Source organism: Pseudomonas sp. BIGb0176 (genome assembly GCF_024810175.1).
Taxonomy (GTDB): domain Bacteria; phylum Pseudomonadota; class Gammaproteobacteria; order Pseudomonadales; family Pseudomonadaceae; genus Aquipseudomonas; species Aquipseudomonas protegens.
On sequence record NZ_JANUEC010000003.1, the window covers coordinates 662,210 to 679,289 of the forward strand.

Annotated in this window: 16 protein-coding genes and 1 tRNA gene; 7 read left to right on the forward strand and 10 right to left on the reverse strand. The window is 60.4% G+C overall.

Annotated elements, in window-relative coordinates:
- Window positions 1–416 precede the first annotated feature (416 nt).
- Window positions 417–1,859, forward strand: a complete 1,443-nt coding sequence (mgtE, locus tag M2395_RS21195) for a magnesium transporter (protein ID WP_011062760.1) — start codon at window positions 417–419, stop codon at window positions 1,857–1,859.
- Between the two features lie 109 nt (window positions 1,860–1,968).
- On the opposite strand, the gene M2395_RS21200 is transcribed toward mgtE, so the two are convergent.
- Window positions 1,969–2,295: an Arc family DNA-binding protein gene (locus M2395_RS21200; RefSeq protein WP_003204761.1), complete on the reverse strand. Its 327-nt coding sequence runs from the start codon at window positions 2,293–2,295 to the stop codon at window positions 1,969–1,971.
- 379 nt (window positions 2,296–2,674) lie between these two features.
- On the opposite strand from M2395_RS21200, the gene phnN reads away from it, so the two are divergent.
- On the forward strand, window positions 2,675–3,256 hold the full coding sequence (gene phnN, locus M2395_RS21205; RefSeq protein WP_123431326.1) for a phosphonate metabolism protein/1,5-bisphosphokinase (PRPP-forming) PhnN: 582 nt from the start codon (window positions 2,675–2,677) through the stop codon (window positions 3,254–3,256).
- Here the strand turns inward: phnN and M2395_RS21210 are convergent.
- Together M2395_RS21210 and M2395_RS21215 are read right to left on the reverse strand one after the other, a co-directional pair.
- Window positions 3,231–3,410, reverse strand: coding sequence for a PA3371 family protein (locus tag M2395_RS21210; protein WP_041119533.1), 180 nt, complete (start codon window positions 3,408–3,410; stop codon window positions 3,231–3,233). The genes phnN and M2395_RS21210 overlap by 26 nt on opposite strands.
- 23 nt (window positions 3,411–3,433) lie before the next feature.
- Complete coding sequence (locus M2395_RS21215) at window positions 3,434–3,832, reverse strand: hypothetical protein (protein ID WP_230493578.1); 399 nt, start codon at window positions 3,830–3,832, stop codon at window positions 3,434–3,436.
- A 134-nt stretch (window positions 3,833–3,966) separates the two neighbouring features.
- Here M2395_RS21215 and M2395_RS21220 point away from each other — a divergent pair.
- Window positions 3,967–4,043 (forward strand) — tRNA-Arg (locus tag M2395_RS21220).
- A 287-nt stretch (window positions 4,044–4,330) separates the two neighbouring features.
- Here M2395_RS21220 and M2395_RS21225 read toward each other — a convergent pair.
- From M2395_RS21225 to M2395_RS21235, 3 genes are read right to left on the reverse strand one after another with little or no spacing between them, the layout of a single operon-like run.
- Complete coding sequence (locus M2395_RS21225; RefSeq protein WP_041119529.1) at window positions 4,331–4,990, reverse strand: DUF1266 domain-containing protein; 660 nt, start codon at window positions 4,988–4,990, stop codon at window positions 4,331–4,333.
- 7 nt (window positions 4,991–4,997) lie between these two features.
- A complete protein-coding gene (locus tag M2395_RS21230) occupies window positions 4,998–6,239 on the reverse strand; it encodes a hypothetical protein (protein WP_123431325.1) in 1,242 nt (413 codons plus the stop codon).
- Window positions 6,230–8,554 (reverse strand): hypothetical protein, encoded by a 2,325-nt coding sequence (locus M2395_RS21235; RefSeq protein ID WP_123431324.1) that lies wholly within the window; start codon window positions 8,552–8,554, stop codon window positions 6,230–6,232. Before M2395_RS21235 ends, M2395_RS21230 begins: the two co-directional genes overlap by 10 nt.
- 538 nt (window positions 8,555–9,092) lie before the next feature.
- On the opposite strand from M2395_RS21235, the gene M2395_RS21240 reads away from it, so the two are divergent.
- Both M2395_RS21240 and M2395_RS21245 read left to right on the forward strand, forming a co-directional pair.
- The gene (locus M2395_RS21240) at window positions 9,093–10,697 is read left to right on the forward strand and encodes a tetratricopeptide repeat-containing response regulator (protein ID WP_015636670.1); all 1,605 of its coding nucleotides are present in this window, start codon (window positions 9,093–9,095) and stop codon (window positions 10,695–10,697) included.
- Window positions 10,694–11,383 carry a sensor histidine kinase KdpD gene (locus M2395_RS21245; RefSeq protein ID WP_011062753.1) on the forward strand — a complete coding sequence of 230 codons (690 nt, stop codon included), beginning with the start codon at window positions 10,694–10,696 and terminating at the stop codon, window positions 11,381–11,383. Before M2395_RS21240 ends, M2395_RS21245 begins: the two co-directional genes overlap by 4 nt.
- Here M2395_RS21245 and M2395_RS21250 read toward each other — a convergent pair.
- A complete protein-coding gene (locus M2395_RS21250) occupies window positions 11,371–12,315 on the reverse strand; it encodes a LysR family transcriptional regulator (protein ID WP_015636669.1) in 945 nt (314 codons plus the stop codon). The two genes, M2395_RS21245 and M2395_RS21250, sit on opposite strands and share 13 nt — an antisense overlap.
- 319 nt (window positions 12,316–12,634) lie before the next feature.
- Here M2395_RS21250 and M2395_RS21255 point away from each other — a divergent pair, with 319 nt between their 5' ends.
- Both M2395_RS21255 and M2395_RS21260 read left to right on the forward strand, forming a co-directional pair.
- Window positions 12,635–13,876: a glutamine synthetase family protein gene (locus M2395_RS21255; protein ID WP_185057807.1), complete on the forward strand. Its 1,242-nt coding sequence runs from the start codon at window positions 12,635–12,637 to the stop codon at window positions 13,874–13,876.
- Between the two features lie 72 nt (window positions 13,877–13,948).
- Window positions 13,949–15,322: an MFS transporter gene (locus tag M2395_RS21260; protein WP_123431322.1), complete on the forward strand. Its 1,374-nt coding sequence runs from the start codon at window positions 13,949–13,951 to the stop codon at window positions 15,320–15,322.
- 59 nt (window positions 15,323–15,381) lie between these two features.
- Here M2395_RS21260 and M2395_RS21265 read toward each other — a convergent pair whose 3' ends face one another.
- From M2395_RS21265 to flgM, 3 genes are all read right to left on the reverse strand, one after another.
- Window positions 15,382–16,128 carry a flagellar brake protein gene (locus M2395_RS21265; protein WP_123431321.1) on the reverse strand — a complete coding sequence of 249 codons (747 nt, stop codon included), beginning with the start codon at window positions 16,126–16,128 and terminating at the stop codon, window positions 15,382–15,384.
- A 96-nt stretch (window positions 16,129–16,224) separates the two neighbouring features.
- A complete protein-coding gene (locus M2395_RS21270; RefSeq protein WP_011062748.1) occupies window positions 16,225–16,692 on the reverse strand; it encodes a flagella synthesis protein FlgN in 468 nt (155 codons plus the stop codon).
- A gap of 48 nt (window positions 16,693–16,740) precedes the next feature.
- The gene (gene flgM, locus M2395_RS21275; RefSeq protein WP_011062747.1) at window positions 16,741–17,058 is read right to left on the reverse strand and encodes a flagellar biosynthesis anti-sigma factor FlgM; all 318 of its coding nucleotides are present in this window, start codon (window positions 17,056–17,058) and stop codon (window positions 16,741–16,743) included.
- Window positions 17,059–17,080: the final 22 nt, after the last annotated feature.

Sequence of the window (17,080 nt, forward strand, 5' to 3'; positions counted from 1 at the left end):
TCAGGAAGCCCGCATCGAAAGATGCGGGCTTTTTGCTTTCTGCCTTTTTATCCTCCTTTATCTCTTTTGCCCTCCTGGGCTGGAACGGCTTTGCCCGGCGGAAGTCGAATGCAATGCCTGTGAGTCTGTCTCTCCGACTTTTTTCCTGTGCTGTGTGTTTTCTTTTTCTGTCGAGGCGTCGCAGTCTCATAGATTCGGACGTTGCTCAGCTTTATGCCGCAAGCGCTTGTTCTTGCCGCGATTTTTTAACGTTTAAAACCGTCAAGCGGTGTATGATTGCGCCCGTCAGCCCCGCCGGGGCTTGTGGAATACCTCCATGGACTTACCCAGTAGTTACTCAGTATCCCGTTTTAACAATCATGAACTGACTGATTGATCCTTCCGGCGTGCTCCTCTGCTGGGAGTGGAGTTCGCCTATGACCGAAGTAGAAGTAAAGAAAACGCAGGAAAGCCTGCAAGACCGCCTGGCTCAAGTCGTCGAGCTGCTGCAGCGCCAGCGGGTAGTTGAAGACCTGACGCACCGTCAGGAAGGCCATCATCATGACCGGGTCGAGAACCTGGTCCATCGGCAGAACCTCGTCGAGTTGCAACGCAAGCTCGATGATCTGCACTCTGCTGACGTTGCCTACATCCTTGAAGCCTTGCCTCTGGAAGAGCGTCTGACCGTCTGGCAGTTGGTCAAGGCCGAGCGTGACGGCGACATCCTCCTCGAAGTATCCGATTCCGTACGTGAAACCCTGATCGCCGACATGGACGATCACGAGCTCCTGGCTGCCGCCAAGGAGATGGACGCTGACGAACTTGCTGACCTGGCCCCCGAGCTGCCGCGAGACGTCGTCCATGAGCTGATGGAGGCTCTCGACGGCCAGCAGCGTGAGCGCGTTCGCTCCGCGCTGTCCTATGATGAGGAGCAGGTCGGTGCGCTGATGGACTTCGAGATGGTGACCATCCGCGAGGATGTCAGCCTGGAAGTGGTCCTGCGTTATCTGCGTCGTCTGAAAGAATTGCCAAGCCACACCGACAAACTGTTCGTGGTGGACTACGACGGCGTGCTCAAAGGGGTGCTGCCGATCAAGCGTCTGCTGGTCAATGACCCGGACAAGCAGGTCGCCGAGGTCATGGCCAGTGATCCGGTGAGTTTTCATCCGGATGAAGATGCCTACGACGCGGCTCAGGCGTTTGAGCGTTATGACCTGATTTCGGCCCCTGTGGTCGACAAGAACGACAAGTTGATCGGTCGTTTGACCATCGACGAAATGGTCGACCTGATTCGTGAGGAAAGTGAGACCGAAGTCCTCAACATGGCCGGTCTGCGGGAAGAGGAAGACATCTTCGCCTCGGTCTGGAAATCCCTGCGCAACCGTTGGGCCTGGCTGGCGATCAATCTGATTACCGCGTTTGTCGCGTCCCGGGTGATTGGGCTGTTCGAGGGCTCGATTGAAAAGCTGGTGGCGTTGGCGGCCCTGATGCCCATCGTTGCGGGTATCGGTGGCAACTCGGGTAATCAGACTATCACCATGATTGTCCGGGCAATGGCCCTGGACCAGGTGAGCACTGGCAACACCTCGCGCTTGATGCGTAAAGAGCTGGCCGTAGCCCTGATCAATGGCCTGGTCTGGGGTGGGGTGATCGGTGTCGTGGCGTACATGCTCTACGGGAGCTGGTCGCTGGGGGTGGTCATGACTGCTGCCATGACCTTGAACCTGCTGCTGGCGGCGCTGATGGGAGTTCTGATCCCCATGACCCTGGCGCGCCTGGGGCGTGATCCGGCGATGGGCGCTAGCGTGATGATCACCGCCATGACTGACAGTGGCGGCTTTTTCATCTTTCTCGGCCTGGCGACCATTTTCCTGCTTTGAGCCGTTCTTCCCTGTTGGTTACCGACGAAGCGCCTAAATGGCGCTTCGCTGCTTTTGGCGGGGCAAAAAAAAGCCAGCGACTAGGCTGGCTTGAGCTTGCGAGATGCAATCAGGTGGCGTCTGCGGCCATTTCAGCGTCATGGGCGATCAGCGAAACCAAAGCGTTTTGCTGGCGATGTGAGAGTTGGCGGAAACGTTGAAGCAGTTCGCGCTCATGCAAGGACAGTTCGGGGCTGTCCAGGCGCATGCTCAGCTCTTCACCCAAGGCGCCTTCCTGAATAAGACTCTGTTCCAGGCGCGCGATGATTTCGGAGTTCATGCTGCGGTGATGATTGCGAGCCACCTCGGCAATGCGTTCACGCATCCCGTCGGGTAGACGTACGACGAACTTGTCAGCCGTACGGCTGGAATAAATTGCCTGTTTCAATGGGCGCATATATTTAACCGGTTAGTTCAGGGGGAGCGGTTCTCGGAATTGGCCGCGGGCTGTCTTTTAGGACAAGCCTGAATGCCAAATGTTCAACCTGAATTGTTAAGAGGCCCGCATCATGCCTCAAAATTGCCAGATCCTTGGCGTCAATTCTGTGACAAATATTGAACTGGATAAAGGCGTTATGCCAGCACCAATTATCAGAAATGCGGACTGGTTTGAAAAGTTCGTCGGGTCCGCGTTGCTGGCCGCATTCTCCCATCCTGCGGGAGTGTCAGTGCACCGACGAAGGTGCATGCTATGCGGGTGAAAGTGTAATCCCTACCTGTCAGAGGATAGTGGCAAATGGCCGATTTACTAGTTGTGCTCTGCGGAGCAGCCACCCATGCCGGGTAGGTTGATCTACTTGATGGGGCCTTCAGGGGCCGGCAAGGATAGCCTGATTGATGCGGCCCGGCAGCCTTTAAGTGCGTTGGGCTGTGAAGTGGCAAGAAGGGTGATCACGCGCTCTGCCGAGTCGGTGGGAGAGGAGGCGATTGAGGTCACCGCCGAGGAGTTCGCGGGACGAGTAGGCCGGGGGGATTTCGCTTTGTTCTGGCAGGCCAATGGCCTGGGTTATGGGATTCCCGTGGTGATCGATAGCTGGTTGGCGCAGGGGCGCAATGTCCTGGTCAACGGGTCCAGAGGCTATCTGTCCAGGGCGCGAGCTCGGTATCCCGATCTGATTCCGATAGTTCTGACGGTTGATAACGAAGTATTACGCCGTCGCTTGCTGCGTCGGGCCAGGGAAAGCCTGCCGGAGATAGAAGAGCGCCTGCAGCGTAATGAACAGTTTGCCCATGCCGGCTGGCTGGATGAGGAGGGAGTGGTTCGCCTGGATAATTCTGCCGAATTGCAGGTTACCTTGAGTCGCCTCTTAGGCATATTGCAAGAGCACGGTATCAGCGCAATACAGGGTCGAACTTGATCTTGCGGCCAGCCAGCAGTGCCAGCAGGAACAGGCCGAACAGTGAGCCGCTGATGATCAGTGGCGCGCTGCCCAGAGGTTCTTCAGGCAGGAACACAGCGGCAATGGCGCTGAGTAGCGTCAGAACAAGCAGGCTTTTGGCGGCGGTGGACATAAATGGCTCCTGTAGTCTCGGTCTCAAAATACCCAGCGTTCAGTGGGTGCGGCGGCTGGCTGTTGCGAGGCTTTTCCCTGGGTAACCCGGGTCACTGAGCCAGGCTCAATCTGGGTGTTCATGACTGCCAGCTGGGGTGCCAGGCGTTGCTGGTAATGGGCGAAGGATGTCCCGCCAGGGGCAGCGTCATCTGCAGGTTGAAAGTGAAAGGCCGCCAATACGGCGATGGCAATCGCATTCAAGAGCAACAGAGCGCTATTCATGGGCGGCATCTCCTCAGTGTTTATCCACTGATTAAGCAGCCTGCGTGCCAAGAGTTTACCTGGCGATAAAGTCTTTAAAAACAATATGTTGAGCTGATTTTTAAAGTCTCTTGAATTGCATTTTGCAATGATGGCTTTTTGCAGCGATGCAATTTGCACGACGCGGTATCGAAGCCGCGGGGCGAGCCTGATGCTTCCTGCAAAAAGCCCTATGGATCACATGACAAATGCAGCCTTGGCCGTTAACATGCACGCCGTCCTCCGCGCCGTGCCGCAATGGCGCTCGCTGTTTTGTCTCAGTAGCTCAATTGGATAGAGCATCCCCCTCCTAAGGGGAAGGTTGGCAGTTCGAACCTGCCCTGGGACACCATATAATTCGTATCTTTCTGGGCTGATCCCTGCGCGGTTGATCTGTTCTTGGACCCCGGAGCGAAAGAATAAAGAAAAGCCCCGCCGGGCGATCCTCCGGCGGGGCTTTTTTGATTTCTTCTATGCGAGGGGCACGTTAAATAACGCTCCCTTTTTCTTGTATTGGTGCCAGCCGGACCAGCGTGGGGCTACGTGCTTGTGCACAGGGCCACAGTGAGTGTTTTTGATGGCCTGCAAGGATTCACGTTGTTTTGCTGATCTGGCTGCTTGTCGCCAGGGCCAGAAATATCAATCCGCTACCGGACAGAGCGCCGGCAATCCCTTCCAGTCGACGCTTGCCCACACTCCGCTGCCGGGTGCCAGCAACTGGCTCAGCTTCGCTTCATTGAATGAAGTTCCCAGCGAATCGGCCCTGAATGCGGCTATCCATTGCTGGCGGCCCAGCATGAAGGCCTTGCCGAAGTCTTCCCAATCGTTGAAGCAGTCCTGGGCCCGCTGGGCGTTGAGCAGCATGATACGCCACCCTGTTTCAGGTTCGAGCCAGCTCATCAACATGGCGCAACGGACAAAAAATGCGCTGCGCACGCAGGCGAAGGCCATGGCTGCTCGCGGGTCGTCACTGGGATTCAGGCTATGCAGGTCAATACGAAACCACTGGCGCTCCAGGGTGCCATTGAGATGGGCGCAGACTTCGTCGTCGGTGGCGTTGCTGCGAAAACCGATCTGGTGCAGCAACGAGGCCCGCAGGGTGCTTTTCGCCTGATCCATGAAGTGGGTGGTATCGGGGTCGTAGAAACCGGTCATTCCGGTGGCATCGACCATGGGTTGTGCCAGTGTCAGTGCCCAACGCTTACGTGGTGTGAATACCACCAGGGATGTTCCCGACGGGCGGCGAAAGTGACGCCAGCCCAGCCAGGCGCCGAATAGCACGACAATTACCGTCATCATCTGCGTATTACCTGCTTCTGTTTTGCCATGTGCTGATTTCTTCGGCCAGGGATGGGGACATATCTGACCAGGGCACGCCTTCGGTCCGATACTGCGGGTCCTCGGCCTGACGTGGTGGCAAGGGGGTTTTCTTGAAGATGTGGCGGGTGGCGTACTTGACGGTCGGCGCCTGGGGCGCGACCTCCAGCAGCAGGTCGGACTGGCGTGCCGCGACCAGCCACTCGACCATGGCCGAAGGGGCTTCCAGCCGTCGGAACAACTGTGGGTAACGGGCCACCAGACGGGTCTGGGTTTGAGGATCACTGACTTCTTCGATACGCAGCCAACCCGCCTCGGTACGCACTATGCCGATGGCAATGCAGTCGGCCGGGGTCTGTTGGTCGGTACCCAGGGTGTTGAGAAAGCGCAGCAGGTCGTGGAAATAACGTTCGACGGGCGGGCGGTTCTGCTTGCCTTTGACCTGCTCCACCGTCAGTGCACCGTCGTCCTGGATGATCAGGCTGACGGTGATGTGGGGTTGGCCTTGAGCATCGCGCAGGCTGAACACGCGCATGCTCTGCTGTTCCACCGCTTCGGCGTAACGCTCTCCGTAGCCGCCGGTCAGGGCCCGACGGTCGGCGAACTGCCCGAGGCAATGGCGCATCACGTAGCTTTCAAAAGCCATCTCGGCCCGCAACAGCGGGCTTTGCGGGCGCAGTTCGACCCAGGTGTGCTCGGCACAGGTAAGGGTCACGGTCAGGGCTTGGGCAGAGCTCTGGCGCCATCCCTGATCGACCCGGGCCGCCATTTGTGCATGCTCCCTTTCCCACAATGCCAGCGCTTGCGGGCAAGTGATGCGATCCAGCTTGCCCTCAAGAGCCGTGCCTTTGCGTGAGGTCAGGAACTCCACCAGTTGGGCTTCCTGGTGCAGCAGCTGCGGCTCCTGCGGGTCGATCCAGACCAGGGGCGCCAGGGCTTTGGCGGGGTCTTCGGATTGCGCCTTGGCAGCGCGCTTGAAATAGCCGTTCACCCAGGCCGGCACCGAGTCGCTACCCAGGGCCGTACAGGCGTCATCCAGGGACTGGATGCGTCGTGCCGGTTCGAAGTTGCCTACCAGATGGCGATAGAAGTGGTTCAACAGCCAACCCTGCACTGCTTGCTCGTCCCTGCGCTGCTGGCTGCGCTGGGTGATACCGCGTTTCTGTTCATCGGCATTGAGCAGGTTGCGCGGGGCGTAGCTGGGGCTGCGCTTGTCGGCGCTTACTTCCATATCTGCCACCAGTTTTTCTTGCCAGCCGGTTGAGCCGGGGCTTGCAGCTCGCTCAGGATTTGCTCGATCCGGGCACGGCACCGGATGTCGTAGTCATCGTCCGGGGCACACAGGGCCAGGGTGCGTGCGCAGTAGTCAATGGCTTCGGCGGCGCGCCCCCGGGCCTTGAGGAAGTCCACCGAGGCGGACATGACCGAGACCTCGTTCAGGGACAGTACCGCCGGCTGGTAACGCTGCCAGAGGCTGTCGGCGTTGTCCGGATGGGCATGGGCCAGGTAGCGTGCGACCTGGATCCGGGCAAACAGCGCCGAGCTGTCCAGTTGCTGATCGCTGACGCCTTGCTCTTCCTGCCACTTGAGCAGGCGTTCGAGCCAGATGAGGATCTCATTGTCGCGATCGAGCTTGTACAGGGCGTACGCCACCGAGGCTACGTATTCATCCGGGTTGTGGCGGCTGTAGCCGAACTCGGCCGAATAATGCCAAAGCTGTTCCGCGGCATCGATAATGCCGGGCAGATCCTCCAGGCTGATACGCGCACTGAGCAGCCCGTTGTAGTGTTCGGCGAACGGGCTGGCGGCGATGCCCCGTGTATGCAGTTCGATGGCGTCTTCGTAGCGAATCGGGTTGTAGTAGCGGTAGTTGATCGCCAGGTTGTTGCAGAGCATGGAATACAGGTGCGCGCAGGCATCGTACGGGTGGCCGCTGCCGCTGGCGAAATAGCGCTCCATATGGGCCTGGCCCTGCTCATAGGCATCTCTCTGGGCTTCGCGCAGCAACGAATAGGCCTGGTCCCGGGCGTCCGGGGGCAGTTTGTCGGCTTCTGCTTCGGCCAGGTCTTCAATGCCCAGTGCGTAGTTGTAGGCGTGCTTGCCGCAGGACAGGACGGGCTTGGGCGCTTTGAGTGCCTCGATAATCCCCTGGCTGTTGATCCGAGCGGCAAACAGCGAAAACGCACTGCGGTTGTCTTGCATGCGGCCTGCCTGGATGGCGTTTTGCAGCAGGCTGGCTTCAGTGGCCGCATCGATCAGGCCGTGCTCAGCGTCATGCACGGCTGCCAGGCGGGTGATCCAGGGGTGATCGGGCGCGCGACGCACCGCTTCTGCACGAGCTTCGGTATACAGCGCGTCGCTAGCTTGCAGGTCCTCCATGGCCAGGGAGAGGGCGGCCAGCAGTGGCGTGGCAGGCTTGCTGGTTTCGAGGCTGGGCAGCGCTTGCAGGAAGCTCTGCAGCACTTCCTCGGTGATACAGGCACGCATCACGCAAATCGGCCACCAGGCACTGTGCTCATCAGGGTCTTGCAGGCGATCGAGTACCAGGCGGGCGGTGGCAGGCCATAGCTCGGTTTGCCGGTCATAGACATCGATGAATGCGCGAAATCCGGCTTCGTCGATGCGGCCAGCTTCCATCAGCCAGGGCAATTCGTATTCGATGAAGTTGTTGCCTCCGTCGGAATCCAGGCTCAGGGCCGCGGCATTGCAGATCTTCAGGGCGCCGGCCAGGTCGCCCTGGGCGTGCAGGGCGCGGGCCGCCAAGCGTGCAGTGCGCACTTCCCATTCGCGGCGCTGGGGCTGGGAGCGGCCAGCGGTCAGTTGCGCGATGGGTTGCTCGAACAGTGCCAGGCGCAGCGGAATGATCTCGATCAGCGAGTTGCCCAACCACAGCCAGTCGCCTTCATCGATATCCTGGTCCGGGCCGGCGGTACGTACGGCGTTGACCGCCTCCAGGGCTGCACTGCGGGCCTCTTCATTGCGGTCGTGGTAGGCCAGGACTCGGGCGCGGCGCTGATACTGATCGGCGGCATCCCAGGCACGCAGGGCCGCGCGGGCAGGGTTGCCCAAGGTCAGGGCGTAGCGCACTTCGATGGTTTTCAGTGCTATTTCACAACTAGCGCGTTCCAGATCGTCGAAGATCCGATAGCGGCGGTAATGCTCGACATTGAAATCCAGGGTTTGCGTGGCCATCTGTTCGAGCTGTCCGAGCACTTCGATCAGGGTTGGCTCGTCATCGAGGTAGTTGGCGACCCGCAGGCGCAGGATAGCCAGGTTCATCATCAGCTCGGCGCGGGCCGGCTCTGGGGCGGCTTGTACAAGAGCGTCGCCATCCTGATCGATGACGGCCCGGGCTGCCGCTGAATTACCGGCCTGCATCCACAGGGTGTGCAGGCGATCGATGGACGCCAGGGAGTCGGCCTGCAGCGGTTGTGCCTGCAACTGAGCCAGCAGGGCATCGGTTTCCTGTTCTTGCTGTTGCGCCTCCAGGCGGTCCATGAACTGTTCCAGTTCAATGCCGGTTATCGCACTGCTGTTATGCGCCATCGTTAACTCCATTTGATAATGACCTGCGCATCACGTGATGCACTGCCTGGCAGACCGGCATTTCCTCGTCGTTGGTGCCGCCGTGGGGTGTCATGCCGATCCTTCGACACCCGGGTCGCAAGCCTGCGACGCTTGCGACTGATGGACCCTTTATTGCGCGGCAGACCCTCTGCAATGCAGGGGCATTTCCGGCCAGAAACGATCGAGGCTGTGAGGCGCAGCACGCTATCAGGTGATGTTTCAGAATCCAAGGTTTGAGCGTGCAAACAGGCCTCTTTTACGGCTGAGTACACGGGCTGGTCGAGACTTGTGTAATCCGCGGTGAAATGCCGCCCGTCGGCTATAAGGGAATGCGTAATCCGGCCGATAACCTCAGTGGACAATTGTGTTCCCAAGTGGCGGCCTGGATCACAGGCCGACCGGAAAGTGCTTGATAGCCCGTGGCCAGCAGCTATTATCTGCGCGCCAAAAACAGGCTGCGAAGCCGGGTGGGTCCTGCTGTCTTTGGATTGATCTTCTTACTTGCCTGGAATCTTCGATGCTGGCGTACCACCAAAAGAGCTTTTTGATCGTCGATGATTTCTCGGACTTCCGCAGTTCGGTGCGTTCGATGCTGCGTGAGCTGGGCGTCAAGGATGTAGACACCGCCGACACTGGCGAGCAGGCCCTGCGCATGTGCGCGCAGAAGCGCTACGACTTCATCCTCCAGGACTATCACCTGGGCGACGGCAAGAAAAACGGCCAGCAGGTGCTCGAAGACCTGATGCTGGAAAAGCTCATCAGCCATGAGAGCGTGTTCCTCATGGTCACCGCCGAGAGCAGCCAGGCCATGGTGCTCAGTGCCCTGGAGCATGAGCCCGATGCCTACCTGACCAAGCCTTTCAACCGCTCCGGTCTGGCCCAGCGCCTGGAGCGCCTGCAGCAGCGCAAGACGTTGCTCAAACCCATTCTCCAGGCCCTTGACCGGGGCAAGCCGGTGGAGGTGCTCAACGCCTGCATCGCCCTGTGCAAGCAGGACCCGCGTTACGCGCCGTTATGCTTGCGCTACCGCGCCGATGCCCTGCGCGACATGCATCAGAACGAGGCCCTGGAGCGCCTGTACAACAGCATCCTGGCGGACCGGCCGCTGCCCTGGGCTTACGTCGGGCTGGGGCGCCTGCTGTTCAAGCGCGGGCAGGTTGGCGAGGCCAAGGCGGTTTATGAAAAGGCCTTGAAGGCCTTTCCGATGATGCCGGGCCTCTACGACGGGCTGGCAGAGGTGCTGGTAGCCGAAGGCGATACCCAGCGGGCCCAGAACGTGCTGGAAGAGGCGGTGCGCCTTTCTCCCCTGGCCGTGCGGCGCCAGGCATTGCTGGGCAAGCTGGCCATGGCCAACGAAGACTTTGACAGCGCCTCCCGGGCTTATCGCCAGGCGGTGTCCCAGGGCGCGCAGTCGCGTTTCAAGGACCCGGAAAGCAACCTCGGGCTGGCCCATGCCCTGATCAGCAAGGGCAGCGAGAGGGGCCTGGACACGCGCACCCGGCTGGAAATCAACCAGACCCTGAGTGCCGTGGCCAAGGAGAATCCCACTGACCCGGGCCTGCAGATTCGCGCGCGGCTGATGAAGGCCACGAGTCTGTTGCTCAATGATGCCGAGACCGCGGAAAAACTCACCGAGCAGGCGCTGCTGCGCCTGGACGGCATGGAGCAGTTCATGAGCCCCGAAGCGGCGCTGCTGGTGGCCAAGCAACTGCAGATGCTGGGGCAGGCCAGTGCCGGTGCTTCGATGCTCAAGAACTGTGCGGAGATCTATGGTGACGATCCGAAGGTCATGCAGAACATCGCCAAGCTGACTGACGACCCGACTATCCTCAGTTCTTCCAATGCCGCCGCCGATATCAACCGTCAGGGCGTGCGCAGCTACAAGGGCGGCAACCTCGCGGAAGCGCGGGAGTTGTTCCGCAAGGCCCTGGCCATGCAACCGAAGAACATCAGTATTGCCCTGAACATGGCCCAGTCGCTGCTGCACGGCGCCGACGCCAATCCGGACGCGGCACTCCTGGAAGAATGCCGGGCGTGCCTTAAATTGGTGGGCATGATGCCCGATACCGACGCGCGTTATCCGCGCTATCAGAAGCTGCGAAGCAAGGCGTTTGGCCAATGATCGAAAAGCAACAGGCGCTCGACTTTTCCACGGTGATCGCCTCCACCGTACATGACATGAAGAACTCCCTGGCCATGCTGATGCAGGCTCACGCCCAGTGGCTGGCGCGCTTGCCCGAGCAGCAGAATGCGCCAGAGCAGGGGGTGATCGACTATCAGTTCGCCCACCTCAACGGCATGCTGGTGCAACTGCTGGGGCTGTACAAGCTGGGGATCAACCAGCTGCCGTTGCAGCCGGCCTACCACGAACTGGATGACTTCATCGAAGCGCAACTGGTGAGCCACCAGGACGTGTTCAAGAGCCGTGGCATTTCCGCCGCCTATGAAGTCGATCCGCTGAGCCCCCTGGGGTTCTTCGATCGTGAGCTGATCGCCTCGGTATTGGCCAATTGCATCAACAATTCCATTCGCCATGCACGTCATGCCCTGCTGATCAGCGTCAGTGATGAGGAAGGGCAGGTGGTGCTGTCCATCAACGACGATGGCGAAGGCTATCCCCAAGGGATGATCGAGCGTCAGGCCGACTATGTGCAGGGCATCAATCAAAGCAGCGGCAGCACCGGGCTGGGCCTGTACTTTGCCGGGCGCATTGCCGAATTGCATCAGCGCAATGGCGTGTGCGGCCACACTCGGATCAGCAACGGCGGCCCATTGGGCGGCGGGTTGTTCAAGCTCTACTTGCCCTGAGCCGCGAGTGGTTGAAGGTGTGCCTCGCCCAGTTGCCGCCCGGCCAGGGCCAGGCATTCCAGAAAGGTTGCCAGTGCGACCTTGGGTTCCTGGCCCTGGCGGGTGATGCAGTGAAAGTGCGAGCGGTAGGCCAGGCGCTCGGGTAGCAAGGCGCGCAGTTGGCCCTTGGCCACCCAGGCCGCCGCATAGTGGCTGGGCAGGTAACCCAGGTAGGTGCCGGAGAAAATCAGCGTGGCGATGGCCTCCATGGCGTAGGCGCTGACGCTCTGGTTGAAGTGCAGGTCATGGGGGCGCTGGTGCTCCGCCATGTAGCCCCGGCTCACATAGTCGGCGGCGCAGATCTCTTCCAGGGTCAGTGTTTCGTCGGTGCGCGGGAACAGCGGATGGCCGTTGGCGCAGTAGAGGTTCTGCTCCTCCTCGAACAGGTGCTGATAGTGCAACCCCGACAGTTGATGGTGGAAAGCGCCGATAGCCAGGTGCAGACGTTCGTCGAGCACGGCCTGTTCCAGTTCGTCGGGGCGCATCAGGTGCAGGTTCGGCCGTACCTGGGGCAGGCGCCGGCGCAGATGGCCCAGGGCCAGGGACAGGGGGGCATAGGGCAGGCTGATCAGGCTGTCGACACTGCCGATCTGCAACTGCTCGCGGGTGATGGGGCCGAGGCGGTTGGCGTGCTGGCGAAAGCGCTCGATGTCGGCGAACAGCAACTGTGCTGCCTCGAACAGCTCCTGGCCCTGATCGGTCAGCTGAAATCCGCTGCTGCCGCGCCTGCACAGGGAGTAGCCCAGGCGCTCCTCAAGGTCCCGGACCACCACGCTCAGTCGCGACAGGCTGGTGTTGAGCCGTGCCTGGGCTGCGGTGAACCCGCCGGCATCAACGATGGCGCAGAACACCCGCAGCATCCGCAAATCAATATCGGCAAGGCTTCCCAGCATGGGCGCTCCCTCAAGTTGGCGTAGGCGACGTGCCGAGCCTACTCCCTTGTCCTGATTGATGGACACCATGGACCTGTAACAAGGCTGGCGGCCTGCTTGCCCCGCCAGTGGGGGCAGGGCCGGGGATTTTACTCACGCCTGCTTGAAATCCTGAACGGGTGGTGCGTATTTTGTACGGGTCGCCGTTCGCGGCTCGTATAACAACAAGGATTGAGTCATGACAACCGATGGCCACAGTTCACTCGCCGAGCGATTGACGGGCATTGATGAGATCGAATGTGTCACCGCGGATCTCAATGGCGTGCCGCGGGGCAAGGTAATGACCGCCGAGGGGTTCCTCGAAGGGCGGCGCTTGCAGATGGCGCGGGGGGTGCTGCTGCAATGCATCATGGGCGGTTATCCGCCAGCACGTTTCTACGGCAGCGACGACGGTGACCTGGCGCTCAATGCCGACCCCCGGCAGATCCACCGCCTGCCCTGGAGCGAAACGCCCAGAGCGCTGGCTATCTGTGACGCCGATGAGCTCAGCGGCGAGAGTTCGCGGCTCTCCACTCGTGGGCAGCTCAAGCAGGTAATCGCCCGTTATGCCGCCCTGGGCCTGGCGCCGGTGGTGGCCACCGAGCTCGAGTTCTTCGTGTTCGCGGCCAATGACGATCCAGCGCAGCCCTTCCGGCCGCCGGTCGGCCTGGATGGGCGCCGGGAGGAAGGCTATTCGGCGTTCAGCGTGAGTTCCAACAATGGTCTGCGGCCATTCTTCAAGGAGGTCTACGAAGGCATGGCCGCCCTGGGCCTGCCCCGCGATACCTTCATGCACGAGATGGGCGTCAGCCAGTTCGAAATCAACCTGTTGCACGGTGACCCGCTGTTGTTGGCGGACCAGACCTTCCTGTTCAAGCACCTGCTCAAGGAGGTGGCGCTCAAGCACGGCCTGATCGTGGTCTGCATGGCCAAGCCCTTGGCTCACACGCCGGGCAGCTCGATGCATATACACCAGAGCCTGGTGGAGATGGGTAACGGCCGTAACGTTTTCAGTGACGCCGCCGGGCAACCTACGGCGATGTTCCGGCATTTCATTGGCGGCCTGCAGGCCGGCCTCGCCGACTTCACCGCCTTGTTCGCCCCCAATGTGAACTCCTATCAGCGCTTGTGTCATCCTTACGCTTCGCCGAACAATGCGTGCTGGTCCCACGACAACCGGGCCGCTGGCCTGCGGATTCCGGCCAGTTCACCGGTGGCGCGACGGGTGGAAAACCGTCTGCCGGGGGCGGACGCCAATCCTTATCTGGCGATCGCCGCGAGCCTGGCAGCAGGTTTGCATGGCATCGAGAACGAGTTGGAGCCAACCGCTGCCATCCAGGGTGAGTTCGAAGTGCCGGACAATCTTTCGTTGCCCTGTACCTTGCATGCGGCCCTGGAGCGTCTGAAACGTAGCCAGTTGGCCAGGGAACTGTTCGGCAACGAGTTCATCGAAGGCTACATCGCTTCGAAGACCATGGAGTTGACCAGTTTCTTTGATGAAATTACTCCCTGGGAGCGGCGTGTGTTAGCGGCCCAGGCATAACCGAACCGTCGCTGGTCGGGCCCCGGTTTGCCGGGGCTCGGTACCTCATTCAAGGAGCCGCTCGGAACGCCGATGCGCCAAATCTGGAAATCCTTTCGAGCGCTTTATTTCGCGTCGCTGATGATGCTGATCGGCTCTGGCCTGCTCAGCACTTATCTGGCCCTGCGCCTGGCCGCCGATCATGTCGACGGGCTATGGGTGGGGGCCTTGATGGCGGCCAACTATTTCGGCCTGGTTTTGGGGGGCAAGCTGGGGCACCGACTGATTGCCCGGGTCGGGCATATCCGTGCCTACGCCACCTGTGCCGGGATTGTCGGCGCGGCAGTGCTGGGCCACGGCCTGGTGGACTGGTTGCCGGCCTGGCTGGTGCTGCGGATGATCGTGGGCCTGGGGATGATGTGCCAGTACATGGTCATCGAAAGCTGGCTCAATGAGCAGGCCGACGCCAAGCAGCGCGGGCTGGTGTTCAGCGGCTACATGATTGCCTCTTACCTGGGTCTGGTGCTGGGGCAGTTGATACTGGTCATGCACCCGGCCCTGGGCCTGGAGCTGCTGATGCTGGTGGCGCTGTGCTTTGCCCTGTGCCTGGTGCCGGTGGCCATGACCCGGCGCATTCACCCGGCACCCTTGCGCCCTGCACCCATGGAGCCGCGCTTCTTTATCAAGCGTGTACCGCAATCGCTGAGCACGGTACTGGGTTCGGGGCTGATCGTCGGTTCGTTCTACGGCCTGGCGCCGCTCTATGCCTCGCAACAGGGCTTGAGCACCGAGCAGGTGGGTCTGTTCATGGGTAGCTGCATTTTCGCCGGGCTGGTGGTGCAGTGGCCGCTGGGCTGGCTGTCCGACCGCTATGACCGGGCGCTGCTGATCCGCTGTTTTGCCTTGTTCCTGGCAGTGGTGGCCCTGCCCCTGGCGATCCTGCCTTCGGTGCCGCTGGAGGTCCTGTTTGTTCTGGGCTTCCTGTGTTCCCTGGTGCAGTTCTGTCTCTATCCACTGGCGGTGGCGTTCTCCAATGACCATGTGGAAGGGGATCGACGGGTCTCGCTGACGGCGATGCTGCTGGTGACCTATGGCGTGGGTGCGAGTATTGGTCCTTTGGCGGCAGGGGTGCTGATGAAGTTGTTCGGTAGCCAAATGCTCTACGCCTTCTTCAGTTTCTTTGCACTGGTGCTGGTCTGGCGGATTCGGCCGAAGGCCGTGACCAATCTGCATCAGGTCGACGATGCGCCACTGCATCACGTGGCGATGCCGGACAGCATGTCCAGTTCACCGTTGGTGGCGGCTCTGGACCCGCGGGTTGACGAACAGGTGGTTCAGGACCAGATGCAGAGCGCGCCCGCGCCGGAAGCTGCGCCTGATGAGTCTGCAGCGGATACCCCGCAGGCTGCGGACGAACCGCCTGCCGAGGAGTGCGCCCGGGAACACCTCAGCGGGGCCAGGCCTTAGCAGCAAAAAAAACGGGCAGTTGCCGCAAGGCACTGCCCGTTTTCATTGATGCCTTTGAATCAGATGTCGTCTTTATCGAAGCGCCGCGCTTCACGCTGCAGTTGATAGACGAAGCGTTCGACCTGGCGCTGTACCAGGCCGCTCATGTTGTGGAAGCGTACGCCGGCAAAGGTGGTGTCGATGCGTTCTTCGTGGTGCAGGTAACGCAGTTCCACCGGGGCCGTCATGCTGCCGAAGGGCAGGGCGGCGATAAAGCGCTCGTAAACCTGGCCCAGTTGCAGGCGTGAGGAAATATCGCCGTCGAAACGCAATTTGCAGCCGGTGGCGGAAATGTCCAGCAGCTTGCCGCTGAGGGGCGATTTGAGTTTCTCGCCGCTCAGTTCGATGTCTACCAGTTGTGCCAGCTTCAGGGCGGCACGAAAGGCGTTGCGGCGCTGGTGGTAGACCACTTCGTCCGGCAGGGTGGTGCGGTAGCAGCGGCCGCCGTTGGATTCGTCGAGGGTGGGCAAGCCGTTGCTTTCCCAGGCGATACGTACGCCTTCATGAAAGCCTTCAACGCGAAACGGTTCGCCTGCGAGCAGGAAGCGTTCACCGTCGCGGGGGATCATTTCGTCGAGGGCGATCATGTTGCTATCGCGGTCCACTTCCACCAGATAGCTTTGGAAGCGCTGGCTACGCTCGTGGAAAGTGATGATCAGCGGGTCATGGCTCTCTTGCAGCAACCGCAGGTTGGAAGAGATCTCCAACGCAGTGGTGAGCACCTTGGGTGGCTGCGGAGTATCTTCCGCATTTGAGGCGTTGAACACGGTTCATCAATCTCCAGACAAAATACAACTACACGCAGGAGCCAGCATTTTGCCAGCATGTTTCACGGCTTGGTAGCGCGCGCTCATTTTTTGGGTTTAAGCCTGACTGAGTGGGCGTGGCTTCGCAAGCATTGAGGTAGAGCCGCGGGCGTCGTATAGGGCAGGAGGTTCGCCACCATTGAGGATTTTCAGCTGGTTGGCGGTGGTGGCCTGTTGGATCTGGATCGAGCGACCATTGAGCTCGTTGGCAGCTTGGCACTCGGCAAGCAATTGGGTCAGGACATTGCTCTGTTCGAGCAATTGCGCGCCCAGGCTGGAGTGGCTGGCCAGTTGCTCGAGCCCCTCGCGGTTGGTCGGCAGGTTCAGGCTGGCAAGAATTTGCGTGCGCTTACGGCCATGCTGTTCCAGCAAAATGACCAAGGCTTGCTTCTGCGCCAGGATATCTTCCAGCAGCGGCATGTCGCGGCCGTGGAGGGCAATAGACTCGGCGCGTAGCAGCTCCAGCAAGTGTTGCGCTGGAGCAAGGTCATCGTTGATCAATTGCAGTAGGTTGGTGTCGTGCATGGCTGGCCTTGGGGATTAAGCGTCCAAAAGCCTGGCGCAAGCCTGGGGCTAGCGCTGGGCTTCGAAGTTAAGCAGTTTGCTGGCTACGCGGTTGCTGTCGACCTTATAGCTGCCATCGGCAATCGCTTGCTTCAACTCGGCCACCCGGGCTTTGTCGACGGCAGGCTGATCACGCAGCTTGTCAGTGACTTTCTGCAACTGTTGAGCCTCATTGCTCAGGTGTACCGATTCCCCGCTTTTGCTGGTCTCGGCGGCGGTTGTCAGCGGCGTGGATTTGCCGGCATCACCGGTTTCCTTGCTGGTGCTGGTACGCGTACTGCCTGTCAGTGAAGGGGAGCTGTTTAAACGGCTGAAGTCGATGACCATGATGAAGTAAACCTCTGGGTAT

Excerpts from the sequence above, each read along its gene's own strand:
- M2395_RS21200 (WP_003204761.1), bottom strand. The coding sequence starts at position 2,295 with ATGCGCCCATTGAAACAGGCAATTTATTCCAGCCGTACGGCTGACAAG.
- M2395_RS21210 (WP_041119533.1), bottom strand. The coding sequence starts at position 3,410 with ATGTCCACCGCCGCCAAAAGCCTGCTTGTTCTGACGCTACTCAGCGCC.
- M2395_RS21250 (WP_015636669.1), bottom strand. The coding sequence starts at position 12,315 with ATGCTGGGAAGCCTTGCCGATATTGATTTGCGGATGCTGCGGGTGTTC.
- phnN (WP_123431326.1), top strand. The coding sequence starts at position 2,675 with ATGCCGGGTAGGTTGATCTACTTGATGGGGCCTTCAGGGGCCGGCAAG.
- M2395_RS21245 (WP_011062753.1), top strand. The coding sequence starts at position 10,694 with ATGATCGAAAAGCAACAGGCGCTCGACTTTTCCACGGTGATCGCCTCC.
- M2395_RS21235 (WP_123431324.1), bottom strand. The coding sequence starts at position 8,554 with ATGGCGCATAACAGCAGTGCGATAACCGGCATTGAACTGGAACAGTTC.
- mgtE (WP_011062760.1), top strand. The coding sequence starts at position 417 with ATGACCGAAGTAGAAGTAAAGAAAACGCAGGAAAGCCTGCAAGACCGC.
- M2395_RS21270 (WP_011062748.1), bottom strand. The coding sequence starts at position 16,692 with ATGCACGACACCAACCTACTGCAATTGATCAACGATGACCTTGCTCCA.
- M2395_RS21255 (WP_185057807.1), top strand. The coding sequence starts at position 12,635 with ATGACCGCCGAGGGGTTCCTCGAAGGGCGGCGCTTGCAGATGGCGCGG.
- M2395_RS21260 (WP_123431322.1), top strand. The coding sequence starts at position 13,949 with ATGCGCCAAATCTGGAAATCCTTTCGAGCGCTTTATTTCGCGTCGCTG.
- M2395_RS21225 (WP_041119529.1), bottom strand. The coding sequence starts at position 4,990 with ATGATGACGGTAATTGTCGTGCTATTCGGCGCCTGGCTGGGCTGGCGT.
- flgM (WP_011062747.1), bottom strand. The coding sequence starts at position 17,058 with ATGGTCATCGACTTCAGCCGTTTAAACAGCTCCCCTTCACTGACAGGC.
- M2395_RS21240 (WP_015636670.1), top strand. The coding sequence starts at position 9,093 with ATGCTGGCGTACCACCAAAAGAGCTTTTTGATCGTCGATGATTTCTCG.
- M2395_RS21230 (WP_123431325.1), bottom strand. The coding sequence starts at position 6,239 with ATGGAAGTAAGCGCCGACAAGCGCAGCCCCAGCTACGCCCCGCGCAAC.